22 protein-coding genes, 2 tRNA genes and 1 pseudogene are annotated in these 24,238 nt (G+C 69.2%); 14 read left to right on the top strand and 11 right to left on the bottom strand.

What is annotated here, in order from left to right; translation table 11 throughout:
- The first annotated feature begins 140 nt into the window (after positions 1–140).
- The 3 genes from DFR50_RS17595 to DFR50_RS17585 all read left to right on the top strand — a co-directional run bounded on the left by DFR50_RS17595 (position 141) and on the right by DFR50_RS17585 (position 3,265).
- Positions 141–1,013, top strand: a complete 873-nt coding sequence (locus DFR50_RS17595) for a DUF937 domain-containing protein (RefSeq protein WP_113890578.1) — start codon at positions 141–143, stop codon at positions 1,011–1,013.
- Positions 1,014–1,054: 41 nt separating this feature from the next.
- Positions 1,055–2,308, top strand: a complete 1,254-nt coding sequence (locus DFR50_RS17590) for an alpha/beta hydrolase (RefSeq protein ID WP_170153260.1) — start codon at positions 1,055–1,057, stop codon at positions 2,306–2,308.
- A 180-nt stretch (positions 2,309–2,488) separates the two neighbouring features.
- Complete coding sequence (locus DFR50_RS17585; RefSeq protein WP_245427900.1) at positions 2,489–3,265, top strand: pyrimidine 5'-nucleotidase; 777 nt, start codon at positions 2,489–2,491, stop codon at positions 3,263–3,265.
- A gap of 75 nt (positions 3,266–3,340) precedes the next feature.
- Here DFR50_RS17585 and DFR50_RS17580 read toward each other — a convergent pair whose 3' ends face one another.
- The 3 genes from DFR50_RS17580 to DFR50_RS17570 all read right to left on the bottom strand — a co-directional run bounded on the left by DFR50_RS17580 (position 3,341) and on the right by DFR50_RS17570 (position 6,814).
- Complete coding sequence (locus DFR50_RS17580) at positions 3,341–4,384, bottom strand: cytochrome-c peroxidase (protein WP_113890576.1); 1,044 nt, start codon at positions 4,382–4,384, stop codon at positions 3,341–3,343.
- A 214-nt stretch (positions 4,385–4,598) separates the two neighbouring features.
- Complete coding sequence (gene uxuA, locus DFR50_RS17575) at positions 4,599–5,825, bottom strand: mannonate dehydratase (protein WP_113890575.1); 1,227 nt, start codon at positions 5,823–5,825, stop codon at positions 4,599–4,601.
- A gap of 35 nt (positions 5,826–5,860) precedes the next feature.
- Positions 5,861–6,814, bottom strand: coding sequence for an acetyl-CoA carboxylase carboxyltransferase subunit alpha (locus tag DFR50_RS17570; RefSeq protein ID WP_113890574.1), 954 nt, complete (start codon positions 6,812–6,814; stop codon positions 5,861–5,863).
- A gap of 502 nt (positions 6,815–7,316) precedes the next feature.
- On the opposite strand from DFR50_RS17570, the gene DFR50_RS17565 reads away from it, so the two are divergent.
- Positions 7,317–7,392: transfer RNA gene (locus DFR50_RS17565), tRNA-Trp, on the top strand.
- 18 nt (positions 7,393–7,410) lie between these two features.
- Positions 7,411–7,484 (top strand) — tRNA-Gly (locus tag DFR50_RS17560).
- Positions 7,485–7,798: 314 nt separating this feature from the next.
- Here the strand turns inward: DFR50_RS17560 and DFR50_RS17555 are convergent.
- The 8 genes from DFR50_RS17555 to DFR50_RS17520 all read right to left on the bottom strand — a co-directional run bounded on the left by DFR50_RS17555 (position 7,799) and on the right by DFR50_RS17520 (position 14,329).
- Positions 7,799–8,539: an SDR family oxidoreductase gene (locus DFR50_RS17555; RefSeq protein ID WP_113890573.1), complete on the bottom strand. Its 741-nt coding sequence runs from the start codon at positions 8,537–8,539 to the stop codon at positions 7,799–7,801.
- Positions 8,540–8,684: 145 nt separating this feature from the next.
- Positions 8,685–9,347 (bottom strand): HAD family hydrolase, encoded by a 663-nt coding sequence (locus DFR50_RS17550; protein ID WP_113890572.1) that lies wholly within the window; start codon positions 9,345–9,347, stop codon positions 8,685–8,687.
- Positions 9,348–9,371: 24 nt separating this feature from the next.
- Positions 9,372–10,256, bottom strand: coding sequence for an SIS domain-containing protein (locus DFR50_RS17545; RefSeq protein ID WP_113890571.1), 885 nt, complete (start codon positions 10,254–10,256; stop codon positions 9,372–9,374).
- 19 nt (positions 10,257–10,275) lie between these two features.
- Positions 10,276–11,145, bottom strand: coding sequence for an MBL fold metallo-hydrolase (locus DFR50_RS17540; protein ID WP_245427898.1), 870 nt, complete (start codon positions 11,143–11,145; stop codon positions 10,276–10,278).
- A complete protein-coding gene (locus DFR50_RS17535) occupies positions 11,142–12,074 on the bottom strand; it encodes a phosphoglycerate dehydrogenase (protein WP_113890570.1) in 933 nt (310 codons plus the stop codon). Before DFR50_RS17535 ends, DFR50_RS17540 begins: the two co-directional genes overlap by 4 nt.
- A gap of 4 nt (positions 12,075–12,078) precedes the next feature.
- Positions 12,079–13,032 (bottom strand): shikimate dehydrogenase family protein, encoded by a 954-nt coding sequence (locus DFR50_RS17530; protein ID WP_113890569.1) that lies wholly within the window; start codon positions 13,030–13,032, stop codon positions 12,079–12,081.
- Positions 13,029–13,682 (bottom strand): bifunctional 4-hydroxy-2-oxoglutarate aldolase/2-dehydro-3-deoxy-phosphogluconate aldolase, encoded by a 654-nt coding sequence (gene eda / locus DFR50_RS17525; RefSeq protein ID WP_113890568.1) that lies wholly within the window; start codon positions 13,680–13,682, stop codon positions 13,029–13,031. The genes DFR50_RS17530 and eda overlap by 4 nt, the downstream gene beginning before the upstream one ends.
- Positions 13,679–14,329, bottom strand: a complete 651-nt coding sequence (locus tag DFR50_RS17520) for a glucose-6-phosphate isomerase (RefSeq protein ID WP_113890567.1) — start codon at positions 14,327–14,329, stop codon at positions 13,679–13,681. The genes eda and DFR50_RS17520 overlap by 4 nt, the downstream gene beginning before the upstream one ends.
- 259 nt (positions 14,330–14,588) lie before the next feature.
- On the opposite strand from DFR50_RS17520, the gene DFR50_RS17515 reads away from it, so the two are divergent.
- The 9 genes and pseudogenes from DFR50_RS17515 to DFR50_RS17475 all read left to right on the top strand — a co-directional run.
- Positions 14,589–15,557 (top strand): substrate-binding domain-containing protein, encoded by a 969-nt coding sequence (locus tag DFR50_RS17515; protein ID WP_113890566.1) that lies wholly within the window; start codon positions 14,589–14,591, stop codon positions 15,555–15,557.
- A 77-nt stretch (positions 15,558–15,634) separates the two neighbouring features.
- Positions 15,635–17,137, top strand: coding sequence for a sugar ABC transporter ATP-binding protein (locus tag DFR50_RS17510; RefSeq protein ID WP_113890565.1), 1,503 nt, complete (start codon positions 15,635–15,637; stop codon positions 17,135–17,137).
- Positions 17,138–17,141: 4 nt separating this feature from the next.
- On the top strand, positions 17,142–18,131 hold the full coding sequence (locus tag DFR50_RS17505; protein ID WP_113890564.1) for an ABC transporter permease: 990 nt from the start codon (positions 17,142–17,144) through the stop codon (positions 18,129–18,131).
- Positions 18,132–18,152: 21 nt separating this feature from the next.
- Positions 18,153–19,685: a xylulokinase gene (locus DFR50_RS17500; RefSeq protein ID WP_113890563.1), complete on the top strand. Its 1,533-nt coding sequence runs from the start codon at positions 18,153–18,155 to the stop codon at positions 19,683–19,685.
- A gap of 3 nt (positions 19,686–19,688) precedes the next feature.
- Positions 19,689–20,447: an SDR family NAD(P)-dependent oxidoreductase gene (locus DFR50_RS17495; RefSeq protein WP_113890562.1), complete on the top strand. Its 759-nt coding sequence runs from the start codon at positions 19,689–19,691 to the stop codon at positions 20,445–20,447.
- A 51-nt stretch (positions 20,448–20,498) separates the two neighbouring features.
- The gene (locus tag DFR50_RS17490; protein WP_113890561.1) at positions 20,499–21,515 is read left to right on the top strand and encodes a galactitol-1-phosphate 5-dehydrogenase; all 1,017 of its coding nucleotides are present in this window, start codon (positions 20,499–20,501) and stop codon (positions 21,513–21,515) included.
- 22 nt (positions 21,516–21,537) lie between these two features.
- Complete coding sequence (locus DFR50_RS17485; RefSeq protein ID WP_113890560.1) at positions 21,538–23,064, top strand: FGGY-family carbohydrate kinase; 1,527 nt, start codon at positions 21,538–21,540, stop codon at positions 23,062–23,064.
- Positions 23,054–24,043 carry a sugar-binding transcriptional regulator gene (locus DFR50_RS17480; RefSeq protein ID WP_245427896.1) on the top strand — a complete coding sequence of 330 codons (990 nt, stop codon included), beginning with the start codon at positions 23,054–23,056 and terminating at the stop codon, positions 24,041–24,043. Before DFR50_RS17485 ends, DFR50_RS17480 begins: the two co-directional genes overlap by 11 nt.
- Positions 24,040–24,238, top strand: a pseudogene (locus tag DFR50_RS17475) (hypothetical protein); the annotation flags it as partial. The gene DFR50_RS17480 and the pseudogene DFR50_RS17475, both read left to right, overlap by 4 nt.

The raw sequence follows: 24,238 nt of genomic DNA, 5'->3' as shown, positions 1-24,238 counted from the left end.
GCGTCACATCGGCCTTGTAAGGCCCCGGGCGGCGCCGGCTAGGCATCCGCCCGGGGAACCGCTACGCTGATTCGTCCATCCTTGATCCAGCCCGGCGGGCCGGGACCTGTGCGGCGCGAGAATTCGAGGGGAAAAGTCCAATGGCGCCCGACCTCGTCGGTCTGATCAACCAGGTCCTCGCCCCCCAGCTCGTGGGCGGGCTGGCGCGGGCGACCGGGATCAGCGAAGCGGCGGCGCAGAAGCTGGTCGCGGCCGCGGTCCCGCTCGTGCTCGGCGCCATCGGCACGACCGTCGCCGCCCCGGGCGGAGCGCAGAAGATGGTCGATGCGGTCTCGAACTCCGACCCCGATCTCCTGACCGGGCTGTCTGGCGCGCTCGCGGGCGGCGACGCCCGCGCCGTCGGCGCCGGCGCGACCCTGCTCGGGGGGATGCTCGGCGGTTCCGGCCTCTCCAGTCTCGTCGGCGCGCTCGGGCACTATTCCGGCGTCCCGCAACCCGCCGCGCAGACGGCGATCGGCGCGGCGGTGCAGGCGGCGATCGGGACGCTGGGCCAGCAGGACCCCTCCAACTGGTCCGATCCGGCGGCGATCGCCGCGCTGTTTGCGAGCCAGAAGGACGCGATCGCCGCGGCTCTGCCGGGCGAGATCGCGAAGGCGCTGGCGCCGACCGGGCTGCTCGCCGGCCTCGGCGCGATCGGCTCGGGGGCGGTTCGAACCGCCGGCGCTTCGGCCTCGGGCGCCGCCGACGCCGCACGGTCGGCCGCAGCCGCGGCGACCCGCGCCGCCGCGGCGGCGCAGCAGGCGGCCGAGGCGGCTCAACGGGCGGCGGCGCGGTCGCGCGGCTTCCCGGTCTGGGCGGTCGTCCTCCTGACCGTGATCGTCGTCGTCATCGTTCTCGGCGCCGCCGGTTGGGTCTGGATGCAGACCCGGACCGCGCCGGCGCCTGCGAAAACCGGCGCGCTCGCCGCGCCGATCCAACTCGTCCTCCAGGCCTCGCCTGGCCAACACGTCTGAGGCGGCAGTCGACCATGCGTCCGAGCGCGAGCGTTTCCGGTATGGCCCGCACGGGCGCGAACAGCGGGCCGACCGCGGCGCGGCGGACTCGCCTCCTCGTCGCCTTCGCCCTCGCGCTGGCGACCATCGTCGCCGGCTGCTCCAGCCGGCCGTACGGCGACCTCGTCGTCGGCGCTTCGGCCCCCGCCGCGAGCACGGTCGACATTCTCGTCGCGACCACGCGCGCGCCGGTGGTCGAGCCGCCCGGCGTCATCTTCGGCGGCGCCCGCGGCAAGGGCCTGGAATTCGCCCAGATCGGCGTCTCGATCCCGCCGATGCGGCGCGTCGGCGACGTCCAGTGGCCGAGCCGCGCTCCGGGCGACCCGGAGCGCGACTTCGTCGCCACCAACATCGACCTGATGGACCTCGCCCGGGCCAAGACCACCTTCAACGCCATGGTCAAGCGCACCCCGGGACACCGGGTGCTGATCTTCGTCCACGGCTACAACACCCGGTTCGAGGAGGCGGTCTACCGGTTCGCCCAGATCGTGCACGACGCCGGCGTGGACGTGACCCCGATCCTGTTCACCTGGCCGTCGGGCGGCAGCGTGTTCGACTACGTCTACGACCGCGACAGCGCCATGTTTTCGCGTGACGCGTTCGAGACGTTGCTCCAGGCCGTCACCGACAATCCGAACGTCGGCTCGGTTTCGATCCTGGCGCATTCGATGGGCAACTACCTGACGGTCGAGACCCTGCGCCAGATGGCGATTCGCGACCGCGGCCTGCCGAAAAAGATCCAGGAGGTCATGCTGGCCTCGCCCGACATCGACGTCGACGTGTTTCGCCGCCAGATCGCCGAGATCGACGCCGGAAAGAGCACACGGACCGCCGCCTTCACCCTGTTCGTGTCGCGCGACGACAAGGCGCTCGGCATTTCGAGCTTCCTCGCCCGCGACACGACGCGGCTCGGCGCGCTCGACCCGACCCAGCAGCCTTATTCGACGATGCTGGCGGAGGCGCGCGTCCGGGTGGTCGACCTGACCTACGTGCATTCTGACGACATCACCAACCACAGCAAGTTCGCCTCCGGCGAGGTGGTCACGGCGATCGGCGCCCGGCTGGCGCAGGGGCAGGCGCTGACCGACGCCAAGCCCGGCCTGGTGGAGACGTTCGGCGCCATCACCAAGGGCGCGGTCGGCACGGTGACCGACGTCGCGGTCGGCACGGTGACCGCTCCGGTCAGGCTCACCGATCCGACCCGGAACGAGCGGTCGGTCGACACCGCCTCGCAGGCCGTCAAGCTCGATCAGTGACGCCGGTCGTCGGCGCGGCGCCCGCGTCGCGCCGGACGAAGGGTTCCCACGCGGCCGTCACAAAACCGTAGGGCGCCTGTGATCTCCTGCCCGCTTCCTCTGGCGTCAGTCGGTCGATTTCGCTTGAAGAAGCGAGGCGAACGCCGATAGCCTGACCCTCCCGGATTGCATGGAGACCACTTGGGCAAACTCGGCGCCATTTCCGCCGCGCGCATCGCCGCTCCGCCGCAGGCCCCGGCGGCGGAAGAGGAACTGCGGGCGCGCTTCGGCCACGTCACGACCTGGGTGTTCGATCTCGACAACACGCTCTATCCGGCCGACAGCGGCATCTGGCCGCTGATCGACGAACGGATCACGCTGTTCCTGATCGACCTCTTCGGCCTCGACGGCCAGTCGGCGCGAGCGCTGCATCAGCATTATTATCTGCGCCACGGCACGACGCTGCGCGGGCTCGTCGAGGAGGACATCGACGAGGCGGAGCGGTTTCTCGAGTTCGTTCACGACATCGACCGCTCCATTCTGAAGCCGAACCCGACGCTCGTGCGCGAGGTCGCGCGCCTCGCGGGGCGGAAGCTGATCTTCACCAACGGCTCCCGCAACCACGCCATTCTGACTGCGCGACAGATCGGGCTCGACGGCCTGTTCGAGGACGCCTTCGACATCGTGGCGGCGGGTCTGACGCCCAAGCCGGGCCGCGCCGCCTACGACGCGTTCTTCGAACGCTACGGCGTCGACCCCGCCTCCGCCGCGATGTTCGAGGACGTCGCCAAGAATCTCGTGGTGCCGAAAGCGCTCGGCATGACAACGGTTCTCGTGACGCCGAAGCCCGGACAGGACGACCATCGCCAGCCGCACGACCGCGTCAGCGCCGCCGTGGCGGCCGCCGCCCATCTCGCCGATGTCGTGACCGACGATCTGGGCCTGTTTCTCGGCCGCCTCAACGACGCGCTGGCGTGAGCCGGCGCGCCGCCGGCCGATGACGACGATGGGTGGGGACGCGAGGCTCGCAAACGCGCCTCGCGTCCTGTCGGGTCATTTCGCCAGCGTGGGCAGGGGCGTCGCGTCGGTGCGGACCGGCAGAATCGGATAGTCGATCTGCGGCAGCTGACCGGTCAGCGAGCCGAGGAAGGCGACGATGGCGTCCTCCTCCTTGTCGGTGAGCCGCGCGCCGAGCTGGGCCTCGCCCATCACGCCGACCGCCTGCTTGAGGCTCCAGACCTGGCCGGAGTGGAAGTAGGGCGCGCGCAGCGCGACGTTGCGCAGCGGCGCGGCGCGGAATACGTATTCGTCGCTCGCCGTCTTGCTGACGTTGAACCGCCCCTTGTCGCCGGCCGGAAGGATGTCCGCGCCGGGCTTCTCGACGACGCCGAACGGGAAATAGCCGCCGCCGCCGACGTTGACGCCGCTGTGGCAGTTCGAGCAGCCCTTGTCGATAAACAGCTTCAGGCCGTCCTTCTGCTCGGCGCTGAGCGCGTTGGCGTCGCCTTCGAGGTATTGGTCGAAGGGCGAGGCCGGCGTGATCAGCGTCGCCTCGAACGCCTCGACCGCCTTGGCGAAATTGTCGAAGCTGACCGGCTCGTTCTCGCCCGGGAACGCTTTGCGGAACAAGGCGACGTAGTCGGGCATCGACGTGAGGGTCTTGACCACGTGTTCGGGCGTCGCGTTCATCTCGACCGTCGCCTGGACCGGGCCCTTGGCCTGGGCCTTGAGGTCCGCCGCCCGGCCGTCCCAGAACTGGGCGACGTTGAAGACGGCGTTGTAGACGGTCGGCGCGCGCCGCGGACCCTTCTGCCAGCCGTGGCCGACCGAGGTCGGGCCGGCGTCGACGCCGCCGGTGCCGAGGTTGTGGCAGGTGTTGCAGCTGATGATCTCGCTCGCCGACATCCGGGGATCGAAGAACAGGAGCTTGCCGAGCTCCACCTTCTCATGGGTCACGGCGTTGTCCTTGACCGCCGGGACCAGGGAAGGAATCGGCTGGAATATCTCCTTCGCCGCCTTCATCAGGTCGTCAGCCGAAGCCGGCGAAACCGCCGCGGCGAGCGCGGCCGCGAGAACCCCGGCGAGACAATAGCGCATTCATCCCTCCATTGACCTGGTCCTCCCGAGGTCGTCGGCGCGCCCTTGTCGCCACGGGCGCCGCGGCCTGGGCGACCGGCGCAATTTTAGGTCGCGTTCGATTGTCGCGCCCCGTGGCGTTATGCCGCGTTCACGTTTCTGGCGGCCGTCCGGACCGGCGAGCGGGGGGAGGAGCGGAATCCGGACGGACGCCGTCTTTCGGCGGCCACGGATCCTAGACGGGCGCCTGGCTTGGCGACCCGGCCGCGGGGCGCGAGCCGAGCCCGCCCCGGAACGCTTCGACCGTCCGCATCACGCCGCGCAACTCGGCGAGCCCCTTCAGCCGGCCGATGTAGGAATAGCCGGGATTGGAGCGCCCGAGCCGGTCGTCGCCGAGGCAGTGGCCGTGGTCGGGCCGCATCGGGATCTCGGCGTCGGCGCGGCCTTCGCCGCGGCGGCGCGCCTCCTCGGCCATCAGTTCCGCCACCAGCGCCACCATGTCGGTGTCGCCGCCGAGGTGATCGGCCTCGTGGAACGAGCCGTCCGGCTCGCGCCGCACGTTGCGCAGGTGCACGAAGTGGATGCGCGGGCCGAACTCGCGCGCCATGGCGAGGAGGTCGTTCACCGGGTTCGAGCCGAACGAGCCGGCGCAGAGCGTCAGTCCGCAGGCTTCGGACGGAACGGCGGCGAACAGTTTTCGTACGTCCTCGGCGGTCGAGAGCACGCGCGGCAGGCCGAAGATCGGAAACGCCGGATCGTCGGGATGGATCGCGAGCCGCGCGCCCTCCTCTTCCGCCGTCGCGGCGATCTCGCGCACGAAGGCGATCAGGTTGGCGCGCATCTCCTCCACGCCGACGGCGCGGTAGCGCGCCAGCGCCTCGCGGAAGCGGGCGCGGTCGTAGGTGAAGTCGCGCGCCGGCAGCCAGTCGATCAGCGTCCGCTCGAGCGCTTGCCTCGCCTCGGGCGTCATCGCCTCGAAGCGCGCCTTGGCGGCTTCGATTCTGTCGGCGCGATAGTCGGCGTCCGCGCCCTCGCGCTCGAGGATGAACAGGTCGTAGGCGGCGAAGTCGACCGCGTCGAAGCGCAGCGCCGTGCCGCCGTTGGCGAGCCGCCAGTCGAGGCTGGTGCGCGTCCAGTCGGTGATGGCCATGAAATTGTAGCAGAACACCTTGACCCCGGCGCGCGCGGCGTTGCGGATCGACTGCTGGTAATTATCGATCTTTTCGCGGAAATCGCCGGTCCGGGTCTTGATCGCCTCGCCGACGCCGATGCTCTCGACCACCGTCCAGGCGAGCCCGGCGCGCTCGATCTCGGCGCGGCGGGCGAGGATGTCGTCGACCGGCCAGACTTCGCCGCGGTTGCGGTGATGGAGGGCGGTGACGACGCCGGCGGCGCCGGCCTGCGCGACCTTGTCCAGGCTGACCGGATCGTCCGGCCCGAACCAGCGCCAGGTCTCGAGCATGGAAAGCCTCCCTCGCGACGTCCCCCCTTGCGAGGCTACACCTTCCGCCCGATCGCCAGAAACTTTTCCGCGCGCGCGTCGCGGATCTCGTCGGCGCTCATGTTGGCCATCGCCTTCAGCGCCTCGCCGATCGCGCGGCCGGTCGCGGAGACGGCCGCCTGCGGGTCGCGGTGGGCGCCGCCGAGCGGCTCGGACACGATCACGTCGACGATGCCGAACTTGAGAAGGTCCTGGGCGGTGATCTTCATGCCGGTGGCGGCGTCCTGCGCCCGCGAGGAATCGCGCCATAGAATCGAGGCCGCGGCTTCGGGCGAAGCGACGGTGTAGATCGCGTGCTCGAGCATCAACACCTTGTTGGCGGTGGCGATGGCGATCGCCCCGCCCGAGCCGCCCTCGCCGATCACCACCGCGACATTGGGGACGCCGAGCGCGAGGCAGGCCTCGGTCGAGCGGGCGATCGCCTCGGCCTGGCCGCGCTCCTCGGCGTCGACGCCGGGAAAGGCGCCGGCGCTGTCGACGAGCGCGATCACCGGCAGGCCGAAGCGGTCGGCGAGCTCCATCAGCCGCACCGCCTTGCGATAGCCTTCCGGGCGCGCCATGCCGAAATTGTGCCTGAGGCGGCTGTCGGTGTCGTGGCCCTTCTCCTGGCCGATGACGACGACGGAGGCGCCCTCGAACCGGCCGAGGCCGCCGACGATCGCCTCGTCCTCGCCGAAATAGCGGTCGCCGGCGAGCGGCGTGAAGTCGGCGATCAGCCCCTCGAGGTAATCGGAACAGCGCGGCCGGCCCTGCACCCGGGCGACGTGGGTCTTCTGCCAGGGGGTGAGCGCGGCGTAGAGGTCGGCGAGCGCCTTTTCCGATTTCGTCTCGAGCTTGGCGATCTCCTCCGCCAGCGCCGGCGATTCGGCCTTTTCGGCGACCATCCGCAACTCGTCGATGCGGGCGTCGATATCGGCGACCGGTTGTTCAAAACTGAGATAGGTGCGCATCGGGGCCCATACCGCCGCCGCCCGGGCGCGAGCGGCGCGGGAAACTGGCCGCGACCGCCCGGGAAGTCAAGGACGCCGGACGTCGCGGCGGGGCATCGCGCGAAGCGCCCGCTCTGGCGATCGGGCGCGTCTGCGCGTCGCGGACGTTCGCGCGATCGCCATGGGCCGCGGCGGCGGCGCGCGGCGCGCAGGGCAATCGCTTGAAGCGCCTTGGCGATCGGGCGCGTCCCCTCCCCCACCCGGGCCGCGCTTGCGCGCGCCCGGGCGCAGGCTCTTGTGGGGGAGGGACAGGGAGGGGGGTCGCACGGACCTATCCGTTTTGCGGTTGGAAGGACGCCAACCGTCGAGTTCCGCGTGACCCCCCCCTCCTCAATCCTCCCCCAGAAGGGGGAGGAGGCGCGTCGCCGACGTTCGCGCCATCGCCCTGGGACGCCGCGGCGGCGGCGCGCGGCGCGCGACGGACTTGCATCTGCGCGCGCGATGCGGCAGAAGGACGGCACGTAGGAGTGTAGCTCAATTGGTAGAGCACCGGTCTCCAAAACCGGGGGTTGGGGGTTCGAGTCCCTCCTCTCCTGCCATCGCGTAAGAGCGCCCGAGCGGGCGTAGTTCAATGGTAGAACGGAAGCTTCCCAAGCTTCATACGAGGGTTCGATTCCCTTCGCCCGCTCCAATGCTTATCACCTGATTTTCGAAAATCATGAAGTCTCTGCATCGACGCGTTCGCGCGGCGCGGCAAGCTTCGATTCGAGTCGGCGCACCACTGGGTCTGAAAACCAAAAGCCCGATTCCCGGCTCGAGCGGCGCTCGGCCCTCGCGCCCGCCGACGCCGCGACGCTCGCCGGACAGGCCCGCCACCCCAGCAGCACGACGAGACGTTTATCGATCCGGCGCACATGCCTTCGCCCCTCGCCACGGGGCTCGAGGCGGCGCCGTCGGGCTGACGAGGCGGGGCGCCGCCTCGGTTTCCGGCGCGGGCGCTTTCGCTCAGGCGATCCCGAAGCCGCCGTCGACGCGGTACGCCGCGCCGGTCATCGCCGAGGCGCGATCGGACAACAGAAAGGCGATCGCCTCCGCGACCTCCGACGGCTCGAGGAAGCGCCGGATCGGCATGCGCCTGAGGCGCGGCTCCGAGCGCGCCGGATCGGACCAGGCGAGCCGGCCCATGTCGGTCAGCGTGACGGTGGGATTGACGCAATTGACCCGGATGCCGTGCGGGCCGAGCTCGTTGGCCATGACCCGCGTCACCGCGTCGAGCGCGGCCTTCGACGCGCAATAGGCGGAGTGGTCGATCACGCCCAGAAACGAGGCGTCGCTCGACACGTTGACGATCGACCCGGGCTTATTCGCCGCGATGCGCTCGCGCGCATATTCCTGCGCGGCGACGATCGCCGCCTTCACGTTGACGGTCATGATGCTGTCGAAGGTGTCGAGATCGAGATCGAGGAAGGGCTGCAACGACGTCGTCCCCGCGCAATTGACCAGGAGGTCGAACGGCCCATTGTTCCGCACCGCCGCGCGGGTCGCCTCCAGATCAGCGAGATCGACGGCAATCGTGCGGCATCCGGTTTTCGCCTTCAGCGAGGCGAGGTCGCCGGGATCGCGGCCGAGCGCCAGAACGGAAGCGCCGCGGCTCGCGAGCAGTTCCGCGGCGGCGCGACCGATCCCCTTCGTCGCCCCGGTGACGAGAACGGTCCGGCCCGAGAAGTCCTGCGTTTCGACGCTCATGGCGACGCCTCCCTTTTCGCTACCCTCGTTTGCTGGGCTTCCTATCAGATTCGACCGCTGTGCGCCGACCCCTTCCCGCTCGCGCCGTCGATCGGATCGAGCGCCCGCGCGCGGACCCGGATGGCGTCGACACAGGGTCTCCGCCTCAAACAGCGCCGGTCGCATCGATCAGCGCCGCCAGCGTCGCCCGCAGGTCGACCGGGTCGGCGATCTGCGCCTCGGGCGGAAACGCCAGGGGGTCGGAGCCGTGCTCGGGCCATGCGACAACCTTCATCCCCGCCGCAACGCCGGCGGCGGCGCCGACGGGACTGTCTTCGACGACGACGCAATCGGGCGGCGAAAGATGCAGAAGATAGGCCGCGCGCAGATACGGTCCGGGGTCGGGCTTTCCTTTGCGCACGTCGTTGCGAGAGATCGTGATCAAGCCCGGGATTGACTTGCCGACCGCAGCCAGATTGGCGTCGACGATGATTCGATCCGAGTTGGAGACGATCGCGCGACTGACACCGCGCGCCTCCAGAAGACCCTCCGCGTCCGCCACGCCGCGGCGCAGGCGCAGTTCGCCGACGCGAGCGACATAGGCTTTCAGCTTGGCGTCGACGAAACGTCCGAGGTCGGGAAATCCGGCGTACGCCTCGGCCAGGACGGCGTGCGTGGCTTCCATGGACGTCCCGACGACTTTTCGCTGCAACGCTTCGGATGGGCGGATGCTCCAGGCGGCCAGCGCATCCAGAAGCGCGCGGTTGTGCGTCGGCTCGCTGTCGACGAACGTTCCGTCGAGGTCCCACAATACGGCTTTGACAGGCATCGATCGGTCCGGTTCGCGTTGTCCCTACGGCTCGCTGCCGAACCGCAGGTCGTTGAGACGCCGCTTCATCTGACGAAACCGCTCCTGATGCTCCGGTCCGCGCCTGAGCGCGACCGCCGTGGAGAGGATGTCGATGACGACGAGGGCCGCGATCCGCGAGATCGTCGGGGTGTAGATGTTCGTGTTGTCGAGCGTTTCCACGACGAGCTTGACGTCGCATTCGGCCGCCAGCGGGGAATCCGAGCCTGTGAGACCGATCACCTTGGCCCCGCTGGCGCGCGCCGTTCTCGCGATCTCGACGATCGAGCGCGTCCGGCCCGTGTTGGAGATCACGACCGCGACGTCGCCCGGGCGCATCATCGAGGCCGACATGATCTGCTGGTGCGAGTCCAGTTGAGCGCCGCACGGCGCCCCGAACAGGGGGAACTTCTGCTGCGCGTCCCGGGCGACGATTCCCGACGCGCCGAAGCCGAAAAACTCGATCGCGCCCGCGCGGCCGAGAAGCGCGACGGCTTCCTCGAGCGCGGTCAGGTCGAGGTGGTTGCGCGCCCAGTCGAGGCTCGTGATGGTGTAGTCGAACACTTTCTGGACGACCGCGCCGAGGTCGTCCGCGCCGGACAGCACCGAATGCGTCGCCGGCGTCCCGAGCGCGAGACTGTGGGCGAGACGGAGCTTGAATTCCTGGAAGCCGGAGCAGCCGATGGCGTCGCAGAAACGGATCACCGTCGGCTGGCTGACGCCTGCGAACTCGGCCGTCTGGGCGAGCGTCGCCGGCAGCAACTGCCTGGGATCGCTGAGCAGGATGTCGGCGACCTTGCGCTCCGACTTGCGCAGATCCTGGTAGGCCGCGCGCGTCGCCTCGATCACGTTCACCGGCGCAGGTCTCGGCGGGTTCTGATCGGTCGCCATGGCAAAGCCCCTGAAACCGCTACTCAGCCTGATCCAGAAGCAAAGTCCAGACCACATTCGCTTTCCCGCGACGCGCCGCGACCGGAGCGGCCGCCAAGGCCGTGTCGATGGCAGCGGGGTCGGCGGTGTTGAAGGCGAACATGCCGTAGTGATGGGCGATCATGGCGGGAACGCGGGCCTCGATACAGAGCGCGATCGCCTCCTCGAGGTGGAAGTTGCCGGCGAAACCCGCCCGGCGCAGCGTCTCGCTGCGTCCGTTCACCGGCAGAAGGGCGAGCGCGGGCGCCACCCGCGCGACGTCTCCGGCCTGGCCTGGATAGGGCGCGCAGTCGCCGGAATGGAAGATCGTCGCGCCGTCGCAGGCGATCGCGTAGCCGAGAAACCGGCAGCGCCCCAGTTCGTCGCGCTCGACGGTCTCGTGGGCGGCCGGCAGCGCGGCGACCCGAAGGCCTGGAAGCGGCTCCGCGGTCTGTCCGGCGTCGAGCGGAACCAGTCGGCCGGCCTCGACCTGCGCCCGTTCGGCCGCGAGCGCCGCCGACGCCGCCGGAACGACGAAGCGGAGCCGGGGCAGGCGTCGCGCCAGCGGCGCGAGCGTTCCGGGGTCCATGTGGTCGGTGTGATGATGGGTGCACAGGACGAGGTCGAGCGCGCCGAGTTCGTCGGGGGTCGCGGGAGGCGGCGACAGCCGCTCATGGGAATAGGCGGAGCTCGCATATTTCGCCGCGAGCGTATCCGAGAGATAGGGATCGATCGCCATCCGGAGGCCCCCCGCCTCGACGACAAATCCCGCCTGACCCAGCCAGTAGAGCCGGACTCCGGCCGCGGGCGGCCGTGCGAGACGGTCTGCGAGACGGCCTTCGAACGATTCCTCGATGAGGCGCGGAGTCACGGCGTCCGCCCCAGCGCATCGAGAAGGTTGGCGACGGCTGCGCTCGTGGCCCGCTCCACGCTCTCCTGAGTGAACCCGCCGATGTGGCTCACGGCGATGACGCGATCGTGCCCCGCGAGCGTGAGGTCTTGCGGCGGCTCCCGCGCGAAGACGTCGGTCGCGTAGGCGTCGAGACGCCCCGACTGGAGCGCCTCGAGAAGCGCCGCCTCGTCGACGAGCGCGGCGCGGGCGGTGTTGATGAGGACGGCGCCGCGCCTGAACGTCTCGAACGCGTCCGCGTCGATCATCGGACGCCCGTTCGGCAGCGCCGGGCAATGCAGGGTCACGATCTCGGCCTGCGAGAAAACCGTCGCGAGGTCGACCCAGTCGACCTCGACGCTCGCGGCCTCTTCGACGGGCCTCGCCGGATCGCAGGCGAGAACCTCGGCGCCGAGCAGGGCCGCGAGCCGCGCCGTCTCGCGCCCGACGGCGCCCATCCCCACGACCCCGACCGTCCGCCCGCGAATCTCCCGGCCGAGCCGCCGCGGCCACTGTCCGGCTTTCACGCCCGCGTCGGTGAACGGAATGTGCCGGAGCGCGGCGAACATCAGGCCGATCGCCAGTTCGGCGACGCCGAGCGCGTTCGCGCCGCCGGCCGTCCTGACCGCGACGCCGCGCCTGGCGAGCGTCTGCAGGGGCAGATTGTCGACGCCGGTTCCGTTGCGGCTGACAGCGCGCAGGTCGGGCGCGGCCGCGATCACCCGTTCCGACACGGGCTCGACGCCCGCGAGCCAGCCGACGACGCCGGGGACGAGGCGCAACAGCTCCGCCTCGTCGGGCGATTGGCCCGGCGTGCAATAGACGATGTCGTACCCGAATTCGCGCAAGCGCTCGATGGCGCGGTGAGGCCTCGCCGTCAGCGACCGGGGCGTCACGAGAATGCAATCCACAGGCTCACTCCCTTGCTGCGCGGATCGCGATCTCGGAGAGCGCCTGGAAATCCGGACCGCTGGCGGGGATCTCGATGTGGAACACTTCGGCGATGACCTGCGTCCAGCCGTGCAGGAAGTAGGTCCAGCCGTCCTCGATCCGCAGATCGCGCGTCTCGCGCTGCGCCCTCGCCTGGTCGAGGAAGACGAGGTCGCCGCGATAGTTGAGGTCCCAGACGATGGCCCGCTCGGGAAACGTCGCCGCATCGGTGAGCGGCGAGCCCGGCGCGTCCTTGCCGAGCCCGGTCGCATTGATCACCAGCGATCCGGGTTTGAGGCCGGCGAGCACGGCGTCGTTGTCGGACGGCTGCGGCGCGAGCACGTATTCGGTCGGCACGCCCGAGCCCAGGTCGGCGTGGATGCGGCGGATCTCCTCGAGCCGCGCCGGGCTGCGGTTCGAGACGACAATCCGCGCAGGCCGGTCGGCGCCGCGGCTCCTCTGCATCAGGCGCCAGGTCAGCGCGATCGTCGAGCCGCCGGCGCCCATGGAAAAGACCTCGGCGCCCGTCCGCTCGAAATGGCGTTCGGGCAGAAAGCCGTCGAGCGCGAGGCCGGAGGAAATCGGATCCTTGGCGTGGCAGACGAGGCGGCCGTCGCGCTTCGACAGGCAACTCGTTTCGCCCATGAACAGCGCATGCCGATCAATCTCGTCGAACTGGTCGCGGCAGGCCTGGTAGAGGTCGATCTTGTGCGTCGTCACCAGCGCGCCGAGCGACAGCGGGTCGGTCTTGAGGAAGGCGACGGCCGACCGATAGGCGTCGGCCGCGGCATGCAGGGGAAAATCGACGCCCTTGATGACGGCGTCTCCGAGCCCGAGGCGTTTCGCCCAAGCCGGAAACACCTTCATGATCGAGCTTTTTCCCGTCGTGACGCCGAAGAAGTAGAGAGTCGGCGCCGTCGCGGGCTCGAGCGGGCTCATTGCGCCGCGCCACGGATCTCGGCGGCGCGATCGACCGCCGCGCGGGCCTTCCTGGCGATGTCGGCGAAGCGTCGCTCGCGGATATCCTCCGACCGGGCGATCCAGGTGCCGCCGACGGCGGCGACGGACTTCATCTTCAGCCAGTCCGCCATCGTGTCCATGCTGACGCCTCCGGTCGGCACGAACCTGACGCCGAGGTGGGCGAACGGCGCGGCGATCGCCTCGAGGGCCTTCGGGCCGCCCGCGGCGCCCGCCGGGAAATATTTGGCCAGCCGGACGCCGCGCCGCACGGCGGCGCCGAGTTCGCTCGGGGTCATGACGCCGGGCGCGAACGGCAGACCGCGCATGGCGGCGGTCTCGACGATCTCGGGGTCGAAACCGGGCGCGAGGCCGAAACGGGCGCCGGCGGCGATCGCCGCCTCGAGCGAGCCGAGGTCGAGCACGGTTCCGGCCCCGATCAGCAGTTCGGGACGCGCGTCCCTGAGGATCGCGAGCGTCTCCGCCGCGGCCGCCGTCCGGAACGTGATCTCCGCGACGGCGAGGCCGCCCTCGAGCAGAGCGTCCGCCAGGGCGATCGCGTCGCGCGCGTCGTCGATGGCGATCACGGGGACGACGCCGAGGGCGGCGACTGCGGAAAACGGGTCGGTCATCGCGGGTCTCCCTGATTTGGCGATATTGCGTCCGCAGACAGGCGTTCGACGCGGGCGGCCGGGCGGCCGCGGTAGCGCGCGTTGTCGGCCAGCCTCCAGCCGCCCGCCCCGTCGTCGACGACGCGGCTGCGCATTCCGCCGGCCTCCTCGATGATCGCATAGTCCTGGCCGGAGTCCGCCGGATAGGCGAACGTCATCACGAGATCGTCGGCGCCGACGTTGACCGAGCGGTGGATCCAGAACGGAGGGACGTAGCAGAGCGTGCGCGCGCCGATGTCGACCGTGCGGATCTCGCCCTTCGGCGATTCGAGCAGCATCACGCCCCGGCCCTTCTCCCCGTAGTAGATTTCGGGACGGTTGGCGTTGGCGTGGATGTGGCCGCGCGTGAGGAAGAATTCGCGGCCGACCTTGCCCGGTCTCATCCGGGTGACGCCGACGATCATGTCTCCGGGGTCGGTCGACGGCTTGAAGTCGGTCACCTCGTAGACGACGGCCGCTCCGAGCTGGCCCTTGAGGGTCAAGAACGCGCTTTCGTCCTCGTAAAGACCCTCGAGATCGGCGAGCGTCTTGACGTAGCGGTTGACGGCGCCGGCGAGTTCGCCCTTGGCGACGTCGACCTGAAAGACCGCAGGCTCCCGCAGCTTCATCCCTCTCCCCTTCGAGCCGTCCGAGCAGCGGACGCGGCCTGGAGCGTGTATTTTTGCTACATGTTTGTCAAGGACCCCTACAGACATCATTTTTGTTATGTGTTTATTGCAGCGCAGAACGCTCGCTCAGAGCTAACAATCGGGATTTGAGTTCAAATATTTGCTATTCCTGCGCTTGACAGGCTCTCGTCCCTGTAAGTATGCTACAAATCTGGGGCAAGATCGACCCCAGCGATGAAGGCTCGTGGAGGAAATATCGATGAAGAAAGCCATTTCGGCTCTCGCGCTGACCGTCGCGCTCGCGACCGGCTCGCTCAGCGCCGCCGAGGCCGCCGATTGCAAGGTCGGCGTCGCCATGTACACGCTCAGCGCGCCCTACTTCGCCGCGCAGGTCGCCGCCGCCGTGGATCAGGCGAAGAAGGCCGGGTGCGAAGTCTCGCAATCCGACGGCCAGAACGACATGAACAAGCAGATCGCCGATGTCGAGGACATGGTCGCCAAGGGCGTCAACCTGCTGATCCTCAATCCGCGTGATCCGGAAGGCCTCGTCGCCGCCGCCGACGCCGCCACCAAGGCGGGCGTCAAGGTCGTGGTGATGGACTCGAGCATCAACACCAAGGCGCACGTCATCACGCAGGTGCGCTCGTCGAACGACCAGAACGGCTATCTCGTCGGGCAGTGGCTCGCCAAGCGCATGCAGGGCACGCCGATCAAGATGATTCTGCTCTCCGGATCCCAGGGCAACGAGGTCGGGCGCGACCGCCGGCTCGGCGTCTTCAAGGGCCTGCTCGAGGGGCAGCTCGTCAACGACGGCAAGGCCGGTTTTGTCGTCGTCGGCCAGGGCTGGGGCGGCTGGGCCCAGGAGGAGGGCCTGAAGGCGGCCGAAGACCTCCTGCAGGCGCACGGCGACGCCAATGTCATTCTCGGCGAAAACGACTCGATGGTTCTCGGCGCGCTGAAGGCGCTCCAGGCGTCGGGCAAGTCCGACGTGCTGGTGCTCGCAGCCGCCGACGGCCAGAAGGAGGCGCTCGCCCTCATCAAGGAAGGCAAGTACGGCGCGACCGGCCTCAACGATCCGGACCTCGTCGCGCGCACCGCGGTGGACATCGGCCTCAAGGCGCTCAAGGGCGAACTGCCCGCCGATTATCCCAAGCTCGTCCTGACGAAGCCCGACGTCATCACCAAGGACAACGTCGACAAGTACTATCGCAAGGACGCCGTGTTCTGAGCACGTCCGACTGAGCGCACGCCCTATGTCCGGCGGCGGGTTGACGCCCGCCGCGGCAGTCTTCTTGCGAGAGCGTCATGGCCGAACTCGCCCGGCTCACGGCAATCACCAAGTCCTTCGGCGGCGTGCGCGCCCTGCGCGGGGTCGACTTCGACCTGCGCTCAGGCGAGACGCACGCCCTGATCGGCGAGAATGGAGCCGGCAAGTCCACGCTCATGCGCGTGCTCGGCGGAGAGATGGCGCCGAGTTCGGGCGAAATCCGTCTCGACGGCGAGCGGGTCGACTTCCGCAACCCGCGCGCGGCGCGAGCGCACGGCATCGCGATCATCCACCAGGAACTCGCGCTCGCCCCGGACCTTTCGGTCGCCGAGAACATCTTCCTCGGCGACCTGTCGCGAGTCATCTCCTGGGGCGCGCTGCGCAGGCGGGCGAAGGAGTTGATCGACGCGCTGGGTTTCGACATCGATCCGGCGCGGCGCGTCAGCAGCCTCGCGGTGGCGCATCAGCAGGTCGTCGAGATCGCGAAGGCGCTGTCGCGCAAGCTCAAGATCATCGTGTTCGACGAGCCGACCGCGGTGCTTTCGACGCAGGACGCCGAGCGGCTGCATGCGATCATCGCCAAGCTGCGCGCCGACGGCGTCGGCGTCATCTACATCTCTCATCGGCTCGAGGAAGTTCTGAGCATCGCCGATCGGGTGACGGTGATGAAGGACGGCCAGGTCGTCGGAACGAAAGCGGCAAGCGACCTGACGATCGACGAGGCCATTCGCATGATGGTCGGACGGCCGATTGCGGCGCTGTTCCCGGAGAAGAGGCCGCGCAAGATCGGCGCGGCGCGGCTCGAGGCGCGTCATTTGCGCTCGGGGCGGCTCGTGCGCGACGTCAGCTTTTCGGTCCGCGCGGGCGAGATCGTCGGCCTCGGCGGTCTCGTCGGCTCCGGTCGAACCGAAGTCGCCCGGGTGATTTTCGGAGCGGACGCGAGGGAAAGCGGCACGATCGTCGTCAACGGCGAGGAGGCTCGGGTGCGAACGCCGAAGGAGGCCGTCGAGGCCGGCGTTTGCCTCGTGCCCGAGGATCGCAAGCTGCACGGCGTGGTCATCGACGCGCCGATCCGCGTCAACGCGACGATGGCGCGCCTGTCCGCCGTCGTGAACGGGCTCGGGTTCCTGAAATTCGGGCTCGAACGACAGATGGTCACGGAGCTGGGCGCGAGCCTCAAGCTGAAGGCCGCGCATATCGACGCGCCGGTGTCGAGCCTGTCCGGCGGCAACCAGCAAAAGGTCGTGCTGGCCAAGTGGTTTCACGCCGGCGGAGACGTGATCATCCTCGACGAGCCCACGCGCGGCGTCGACGTCGGGGCGAAGAGCGAAATCTACGGCATCGTCCTCAAGCTCGCCGAACAGGGCAAGGCCGTGCTCATCATCTCTTCCGAGCACCAGGAGTTGTTCGGCCTTTGCGATCGCGTGCTGGTGATGGGCGAGGGCGAGTTGCGCGGCGAACTGGCGCCGCCGGACTATAGTGAGGAGAACCTCCTCTCCCTGGCGTTCGCGCGGCGGACGCAGCAAACGGAAGGCGCGTGAAACCATGACTGCGGTGACCGAGGCGGTGGCGCAGGAAAAGCGCAGGTTCGACTTTGCCGGCTTCATCCAGAGATTCGGGACCCTGGGGATCTTCCTCGCGCTCGTGGTCGCCGCGTCGATCTGGTCGCCGAGCTTCCTGACCAAGCCCAACATCCTCAACGTCTTGCGTCAGGTCGCGTCGGGCGCCGGCATTATGGCCGTCGGGATGCTGTACGTCATCTTGACGAGAGGCATCGACCTGTCCGTCGGATCGGTCGCCTCGCTCGGGTGCGTGCTGAGCGCTTACTTCATCGCCTTTTCCGGCTACGGCGTGGCGACCAGCGTCGCTCTCGTGATCGTCAGCGGCGCGGTTTGCGGGCTCGTGACGGGGGCGTTCGTCGCCTATCTGCGCCTGCCGTCCTTCGTGATGTCGCTCGCGATGATGGCGATTGCGCGCGGGCTCTCGCTGATCATTTCGGCCGGCCGGCCGATTCCGATCGGAGACGGCGGCGACGCGCTCGCCGATTTCGGATCCGGGTTCTTCCTCGGCTTGCCGGAGCCGGTGATTCTGATGTTCGCCGTGTTTCTCGCCGGCGGCGTCGTGCTCAATTTCACCCGGTTCGGGCGGATCATCAAGGCGATCGGATCGAACGAGGAAGCGGTGCGCCTCTCCGGGATCGCGGTGCCGCGCTATGTCCTCGCCGTCTACGTCATTTCGGGCGCGCTCGCCGCGGTCGCCGGAATCATTTCGACGAGCCGCACGGGCGTCGGCTCCGCGCAGGTCGGCGTCGGCGCGGAGCTCAACGTCATCGCGGCGGTGGTGATCGGCGGGGCGAGCCTGATGGGCGGCCGCGGCGGGGTCATCAACACGCTGCTCGGCGCCCTCGTCATGGGCATGATCGCCAACATCATGAATCTGGCCGGCGTGCCGGGATACCATCAGCAGGTCTACATGGGTCTCATCATCGTCATCGCCATGCTGATTCAATACAGCGCCGGATCGTTGAAGCGCTGATCGGCCCCGGGAGACGACGCCGTGACCCGCGACCTCACCCTCTCCATCGACGTCGGCACGGGCAGCGTCCGGGCCGCCCTGGTCGACCGCGTCGGCGTGATCCTGCATATCGCGGCCCGCGAGCACGATCAGACGGTGCCGCACTTCGGTTGGGCCGAGCAGCGCCCGCTCGACTGGTGGGCCGGCGTCGCCGCCGCCATCCGCGAAACGCTCGCGGCGGTTCCCGACGCACGCGCCCGGATCGCGGCGGTCTGCGCCTGCGGACAGATGCACGCGACCGTGCTCGTCGACGAGGCGGGACGCCCGACCCGCGAATCGGCCCCGCTCTGGAACGACAAGCGGACGGCGGCCGTGGTCGCCGATTTCGAACGGACGCACGGGGCGTCCGCCTGGCTCGCCGAATGCGGCAATCCGCCGACTCCCGCCTGGCCCGGCTTCAAGTTGATGTGGCTGCGCGACAACGACCCTGCCGCCTACGCGGCCGCGCGAACCGTGCTCATGCCGAAGGACTTCATCAATCTTCGCCTGACCGGCGCGATCGCCATGGATACCGGCGACGCCTCGTGCAGCTTCCTGATGAATCCGCGCACCCGCCGCTGGTCCGAGACGATGATCGACCTTCTGGGCGTCGATCGCGCCAAGCTGCCGCCGATCCGCGAGCCGATCGACATTCTCGGTTCGATCACCAGGGCCGCGGCCGCGGAGACGGGGCTGCAGGAAGGCACGCCGGTGCTCGTCGGCGGGGCCGACTATCCGGTGGCGCTTCTGGGATCGGGCGTCTGCCGCCCCGGGCTCGCCTCCGACGTGACGGGCACGTCCTGCATTCTGACCCTGATCGCCGACGCGCCGCTGTTCGACCCCGAGATCTGCAACGTCGCCACGATCGAAGGCCACTGGGGCCCGTTCGTGCTGCTCGAGACGGGCGGCGACGCGATGCGATGGGCGCGCCGCGCGTTTCACGACAAGGCGCTCGGCTACGACGAAATGACGAAGCGCGCAGCGTCCGCGCCGGCGGGATCGGACGCCCTGTTCTTCCTGCCCTATCTGACGGGCGAACGGCTCGGCGCGCACCGCAACGCGCGGGCGCAGTTCTTCGGCCTCGGCGCCGCTCACGGCCTCTCCCACCTGCACCGCGCCGTCCTGGAAGGCGTCGCCTTCGCCGCGGCGCGCCACCTGCGGATCATGGAGCATGCCGCGGAGCGAAAGCTCGAGAGGGTCATCGCCTCCGGAGGCGGGGCGAGAAGCGAACTGTGGCTGAAGATCAAGGCGAGCGTCTACGGGGTCCCGATCGTCGTCCCCGAGGAGCCCGAATGCGGCGTCATCGGCTGCGCGGCGATTGCGGCGACGGCGATCGGCCGATTTTCGCGGCTCGAAGACGCGGCCGGCGCTTACGTGCGCCACGTCAACGAAGTGCGGCCCGATCCCGAATGGGTCGAGGTCTACGCCCGCATGCAGCCGGTGTTCGACAAGCTCTATGCGCATGCGCAGGCGCTTTACGACGACCTCGACGCGCTCTCCGGCGCGACGAGGCCTGGCCACGGAAAGGAAGGATGACGGATGGACGAGATCCTCGCAACGTTCCGGCCGGCGCTGTTCGCCGGCAAACGCGCCCTGGTCTCCGGCGGCACCAGCGGCATCGGCCTCTGTCTCGCGCGAGCCTTCGCCCGACTGGGAGCGGAGGTGATCGCCACCGGCGCCTCGGGCGATCGTCTCGAGGCGGCGCGGGCCGACGCGGACGCGAGGTCGGTGCGCTTCGAGCGGCTCGACGTGCGCGACCGCAAGGCGGTCGACGCGACCGTCGGCGGTCTCGACCGGCTCGACGTCCTCATCAACTGCGCCGGTGTCGCCAGGCCGGAAAAGGAGTACGACGAGGACGGCTTTCTCGACGTGATGGACGTGAATCTCAACAGCGTGATGCGCCTGTCGATGGCGGCGCGGCCGTTGCTGGCGCGCTCGCGCGGCGCGATCGTCAATTTCGCCTCCATGCTGAGCTTTCTCGCCGATGACGGCGTTCCCGCCTATTGCGCGAGCAAAACCGGGGTCGTCGGCCTGACCAGGGCGCTCGCCCACCGGTTCGGCCCGGAGGGCGTGCGGGTGAACGCGATCGCGCCCGGCTATCACAAAACCGACATGACGAAAGCGTTGTGGGACGACCCCGTTCCGGCGGCCAAGATCGCCGCCAAGTCGGCGTTCAAGCGCTGGGGAACGGTCGAAGACCTCGTCGGCGCGACGGTGTTCCTGTGCTCGCCGGCGGCCGCGTTCATCACCGCGACGACGCTGCCGGTCGACGGCGGCTATGTCGTCAGCGGCTTTTGACGGCGCGCAGCGCCTTTCTTTCGTGTCTCGCAAGAAGAAGAGGTTTCCGATATGCGCGCAGCCGTGATGCACAAGCCGGGCGACATCCGAATGGAGGACGTCGCAAGGCCCGCGCCCAAGCGCGGCGAGGCGCTGGTGAAAGTCGCGGCGGTCGGCGTCTGCGGATCCGACATCCCGCGCCTCCTGACCAAAGGCGCGCACCGCATGCCGCTCGTCTGCGGCCACGAGTTCTCCGGCCACATCGTCAGCCTCGGCGACGCCGTCGAAGGCTACGACGTCGGCGATCTCGTGGGCGTCGCCCCGCTGATCCCGTGCGGCGTCTGCGACCAATGCGTCACCGGAAACTTCTCGCGCTGCCGCGACTATGACTATTTCGGCAGCCGCCGCGACGGCGCTTACGCCGAGTTCGTGGCCGTTCCGGTGGGAAACCTGCTGAAGACTCCCGCCGGCGCCGATCCGCGCGCGGTCGCCATGACCGACCCGGCCTCGATCGCGCTGCACGCCGTCTGGAAGGCGCCGCCGACCATGGGCCAGCGCGGCGGGGTCGTCGGTTGCGGGCCGATTGGACTGTTCGCGATCCAATGGATGAAGCTGATGGGCTGCACGGAGGTCGTCGCGGTCGACGTCGCCGAGGAGAAGCTCGCACAGGCGCGCGAGGCCGGCGCCACCCATACGATCCTGTCCGGGGCTGAACCGGCCGCGGATCTGCCCTGCGATCTCGTCATCGAGGCGGCGGGCGTCCCGTCCTCCGTCAATCTCGCGGTTCGCCTCGCCGGGCCGGGCGGGCATGTGGTGTTCATCGGGATTCCGGTCGGCGACATTCCGCTCGACAACAAGACCTTCCAGCATCTCTTGCGTCAGGAGGTGTCCCTGCACGGGGCCTGGAACTCCTTCAGCGCGCCGTTCCCGGGCAAGGAGTGGACCGTGTCCCTGGCCGCGCTCTGCGACGGCGCGTTGAAGTGGGAATTCATGATCTCGCACGAATTGCCGCTCGACGAACTGCCGCGGATGTTCGAGACGATCAAGGGGCGAAACGAGGTCTTTTCCAAGGTGATGTTCCGGCCTTGACGGCCGCGGGCGGGTGGGTGTGATGGCGCTGTTGCTTGGCCTCGACTTCGGCACCGGAGGCGTCCGGGTCGGTGCGTTCGATCTCGATCGCCGCGTCATGCTCGGCGAGCGCGAAGCCCGTTACGGCACCCGCTATCCCCGGCCCGGCTGGGCGGAACAGTGGCCGCCCGACTGGTGGGAGGCGCTCGGCAAGGCGGCGCGCGCGCTGATGCGCGACCTCGGGTCGCCAGAGGTTGCGGGGGTGTGCGCCGCGACGACGGCGTCGACCGTCGTCGTGTGCAAGCGCGACGGGACTCCGTTGCGGCCGGCGCTTCTCTGGATGGACTGCCGCGCGGCCGCAGAAGCGGAGCGGACGGCCGCGTCCCGCCATCCGGTCATGTCCTGTTCGGGAGGCGGAGACGCGGCCGAATGGCTGGTCCCCAAGGCGATGTGGGTCGCCGGCGCCGAGCCCGAGACCTACGCCGAGGCCGACGTCGTCTGCGAATGCCTCGACTACGTGAATTTCCGGCTGACGGGGCGATGGGTCGGCTCCAGGATGAACGCGACCTGCAAGTGGAATTACGATTCGACGGCCAAGCGGTTCGTGGACGAGCTCTATGCCGAGTTCGGCGTGCCGGACCTCGCGGCAAAACTCCCGGGGGCGATTTACCCGGTCGGCGCAGCGATCGAGCGCCTGTCGCGGCAGGCCGCCGAGCATCTCGGTCTTCCCAATCGGCCGATGCTCGCCCAGGGCGGCATCGACGCTCATATCGGCATGGTGGGCGCCGATACGATCGAGCCGGGCGAACTCCTGCTGATCGGCGGAACGTCGTCGGTGCAGCTTTTCCAGCTCGCGCAAGAGACGCCGGTCGACGGATTCTGGGGACCCTATCCGCACGCGCTGGTCGACGACCGCTGGCTCGTCGAGGCGGGCCAGGTGTCGGCGGGATCGGTGCTCTCGTGGGTGTCGAGCGACATGTTCGGGCTCGATGAAGCGGCGCTGGAAGCGCTGTGGCGAAAGGCCGAAGCGGCGCCGGTCGGCGGAGCCGGGTTGCTGTCGCTCGACTATTTCATGGGCAATCGTACGCCCTATCGCGACGCGCGGCTGCGCGGCGCGTTCCTCGGTCTTTCGCTCGGGCACGATCGCGCCGCGGTCTATCGCGCCGCCGTCGAGGGCGTCGCCCTCGGGTCCGCGAATGTGCTGCGCCGCATGGGCGAACTCGGCGTGGTCTGCCGGCGCGTGGTCTCCTCGGGCGGCTACGCCCGGAATCCGGTCTGGCTGAAGGCGACGGTCGATGCGATGGGCGTGCCGGTGCACCTGCTGCCGGACGCCAACCTGACGATTCTCGGAGCGGTCGCCTGCGCCGCCAACGGCGCGGGCCTGACGAGGACCCTCTACGACGCGGCGAAAGCCGTGTCGCAGCCGATGATCGTCGTCGAGCCGGATCGGGAAGCGCATGAACGCTATCGCGAGTTGCTGGCCGACTACCTGGAGGCGACGGCGCTTCTCACGCCGATCCTTCACCGCCTGGCCGACCGGCAGATGAGGGGACGCGCGCGTGCCGACTGAAGACCTCGAGCGCGACGTCCGCTTCCGCGACCTGTCGTCCGACCAACGCGAGTCGCTGATGATTCAGGCGGCCAAGCGCTACTACGACCTGGACATGACGATCGGCGACCTGGCGAAAGACATGGGGCTGACCCGTTGGCAGGCGCGGCGCCTGCTCAACGACGCGCGCGAGGCCGGGATCGTCCGCATCGAGATCCTGCCCCGGGCGGCGCGCAGCCCCGAGGTCGAAAGCCGCTTGCAGAGGCGTTTCGGCCTCAAGGAGGCTGTCGTCGCGCGTCCTCCCTATGACGATCCGGCGGTCGCGCTCGCAGGCGTCGCCCAGGCCGCGGCGCAGTTCATCGCGGCGCTCGGTCCGACGCCGCTGATCGGCATCTCCTGGGGTCGGACGATGAACGCTGTCGCGCGGCGGCTGCCTCCATTCTGGAGCGAGGGCGCGGAAATCGTCCTGCTCAACGGGGCGATGAACATCCGGTCTCGGTCCACGAGCTCCGACAACACGGCGGAGCTTTTCGCGCGATCGGCGAACGGCGCCGCGACGCTGCTTCCGGTGCCGGCCATCCTCGGGCAGGCCGAGACCCGCCTCGCGCTCGAGCGGGATCCGACCATCGCCAGCGTGCTCGCGCTGGGGCGCCGCGCGCCGGTGATCTGTTTCGGGATGGGGGCCATGGCGCCCGACTCCGTTCTGGTCCAGTCCGGCTTCATCACGCCGGACGAGCAGACGGCGCTCAAGGCCAGGGGCGCCGTCGGCGACATTTTCAGTCGTTTCCTGAACGAGAAGGGCGAGATCGTCGATCGCGAACTCGACTCCCGCACCATCGGCATCGAGCTGCGCGACTGCGCGGGACGGGATATTTCGATCGGCGTGGCCGCCGGACAGGAGAAGCTCGCCATCGTGCGCGCCGCGCTTCGCACGGGTTGCGTGAATGTTCTGGTCATCGACGAACGAACCGCGCTGGCGCTTCTCGAGGCCGCGTCATGATCCGGGATTTCGTCCATCAACATCCGTTTCTTCAGGAGCGTGAGGCCAACGTGAACACCCTGACCGATCCCGTATTGGCGAAACGCCACAACTCTCCGGTCAATCCCGGCGTTCGGCTCGATCCGTCGTGGTTCGAGAGCGTTGGGGTGAATACGAGCGCGGTCGAGCGGCGCGCTGCGACGCTGACGACGCGGC

Origin of the sequence: Roseiarcus fermentans (genome assembly GCF_003315135.1) — a bacterium.
In the GTDB taxonomy this organism is placed as follows: Bacteria; Pseudomonadota; Alphaproteobacteria; order Rhizobiales; family Beijerinckiaceae; genus Roseiarcus; species Roseiarcus fermentans.
Note: the sequence above shows the minus strand (reverse complement) of the source record. Positions and strands in the feature narration are given on the sequence as shown.

Bases quoted from the DNA above. Each gene is read 5' to 3' on its own strand.
- DFR50_RS17595 (WP_113890578.1), top strand. From the start codon at position 141: ATGGCGCCCGACCTCGTCGGTCTGATCAACCAGGTCCTCGCCCCCCAG.
- DFR50_RS17580 (WP_113890576.1), bottom strand. From the start codon at position 4,384: ATGCGCTATTGTCTCGCCGGGGTTCTCGCGGCCGCGCTCGCCGCGGCG.
- eda (WP_113890568.1), bottom strand. From the start codon at position 13,682: ATGACCGACCCGTTTTCCGCAGTCGCCGCCCTCGGCGTCGTCCCCGTG.
- DFR50_RS17570 (WP_113890574.1), bottom strand. From the start codon at position 6,814: ATGCGCACCTATCTCAGTTTTGAACAACCGGTCGCCGATATCGACGCC.
- DFR50_RS17550 (WP_113890572.1), bottom strand. From the start codon at position 9,347: ATGCCTGTCAAAGCCGTATTGTGGGACCTCGACGGAACGTTCGTCGAC.
- DFR50_RS17490 (WP_113890561.1), top strand. From the start codon at position 20,499: ATGCGCGCAGCCGTGATGCACAAGCCGGGCGACATCCGAATGGAGGAC.
- DFR50_RS17505 (WP_113890564.1), top strand. From the start codon at position 17,142: ATGACTGCGGTGACCGAGGCGGTGGCGCAGGAAAAGCGCAGGTTCGAC.
- DFR50_RS17515 (WP_113890566.1), top strand. From the start codon at position 14,589: ATGAAGAAAGCCATTTCGGCTCTCGCGCTGACCGTCGCGCTCGCGACC.
- DFR50_RS17555 (WP_113890573.1), bottom strand. From the start codon at position 8,539: ATGAGCGTCGAAACGCAGGACTTCTCGGGCCGGACCGTTCTCGTCACC.
- DFR50_RS17520 (WP_113890567.1), bottom strand. From the start codon at position 14,329: ATGAAGCTGCGGGAGCCTGCGGTCTTTCAGGTCGACGTCGCCAAGGGC.
- DFR50_RS17495 (WP_113890562.1), top strand. From the start codon at position 19,689: ATGGACGAGATCCTCGCAACGTTCCGGCCGGCGCTGTTCGCCGGCAAA.
- DFR50_RS17530 (WP_113890569.1), bottom strand. From the start codon at position 13,032: ATGAGCCCGCTCGAGCCCGCGACGGCGCCGACTCTCTACTTCTTCGGC.
- uxuA (WP_113890575.1), bottom strand. From the start codon at position 5,825: ATGCTCGAGACCTGGCGCTGGTTCGGGCCGGACGATCCGGTCAGCCTG.
- DFR50_RS17590 (WP_170153260.1), top strand. From the start codon at position 1,055: ATGGCCCGCACGGGCGCGAACAGCGGGCCGACCGCGGCGCGGCGGACT.
- DFR50_RS17485 (WP_113890560.1), top strand. From the start codon at position 21,538: ATGGCGCTGTTGCTTGGCCTCGACTTCGGCACCGGAGGCGTCCGGGTC.
- DFR50_RS17510 (WP_113890565.1), top strand. From the start codon at position 15,635: ATGGCCGAACTCGCCCGGCTCACGGCAATCACCAAGTCCTTCGGCGGC.
- DFR50_RS17545 (WP_113890571.1), bottom strand. From the start codon at position 10,256: ATGGCGACCGATCAGAACCCGCCGAGACCTGCGCCGGTGAACGTGATC.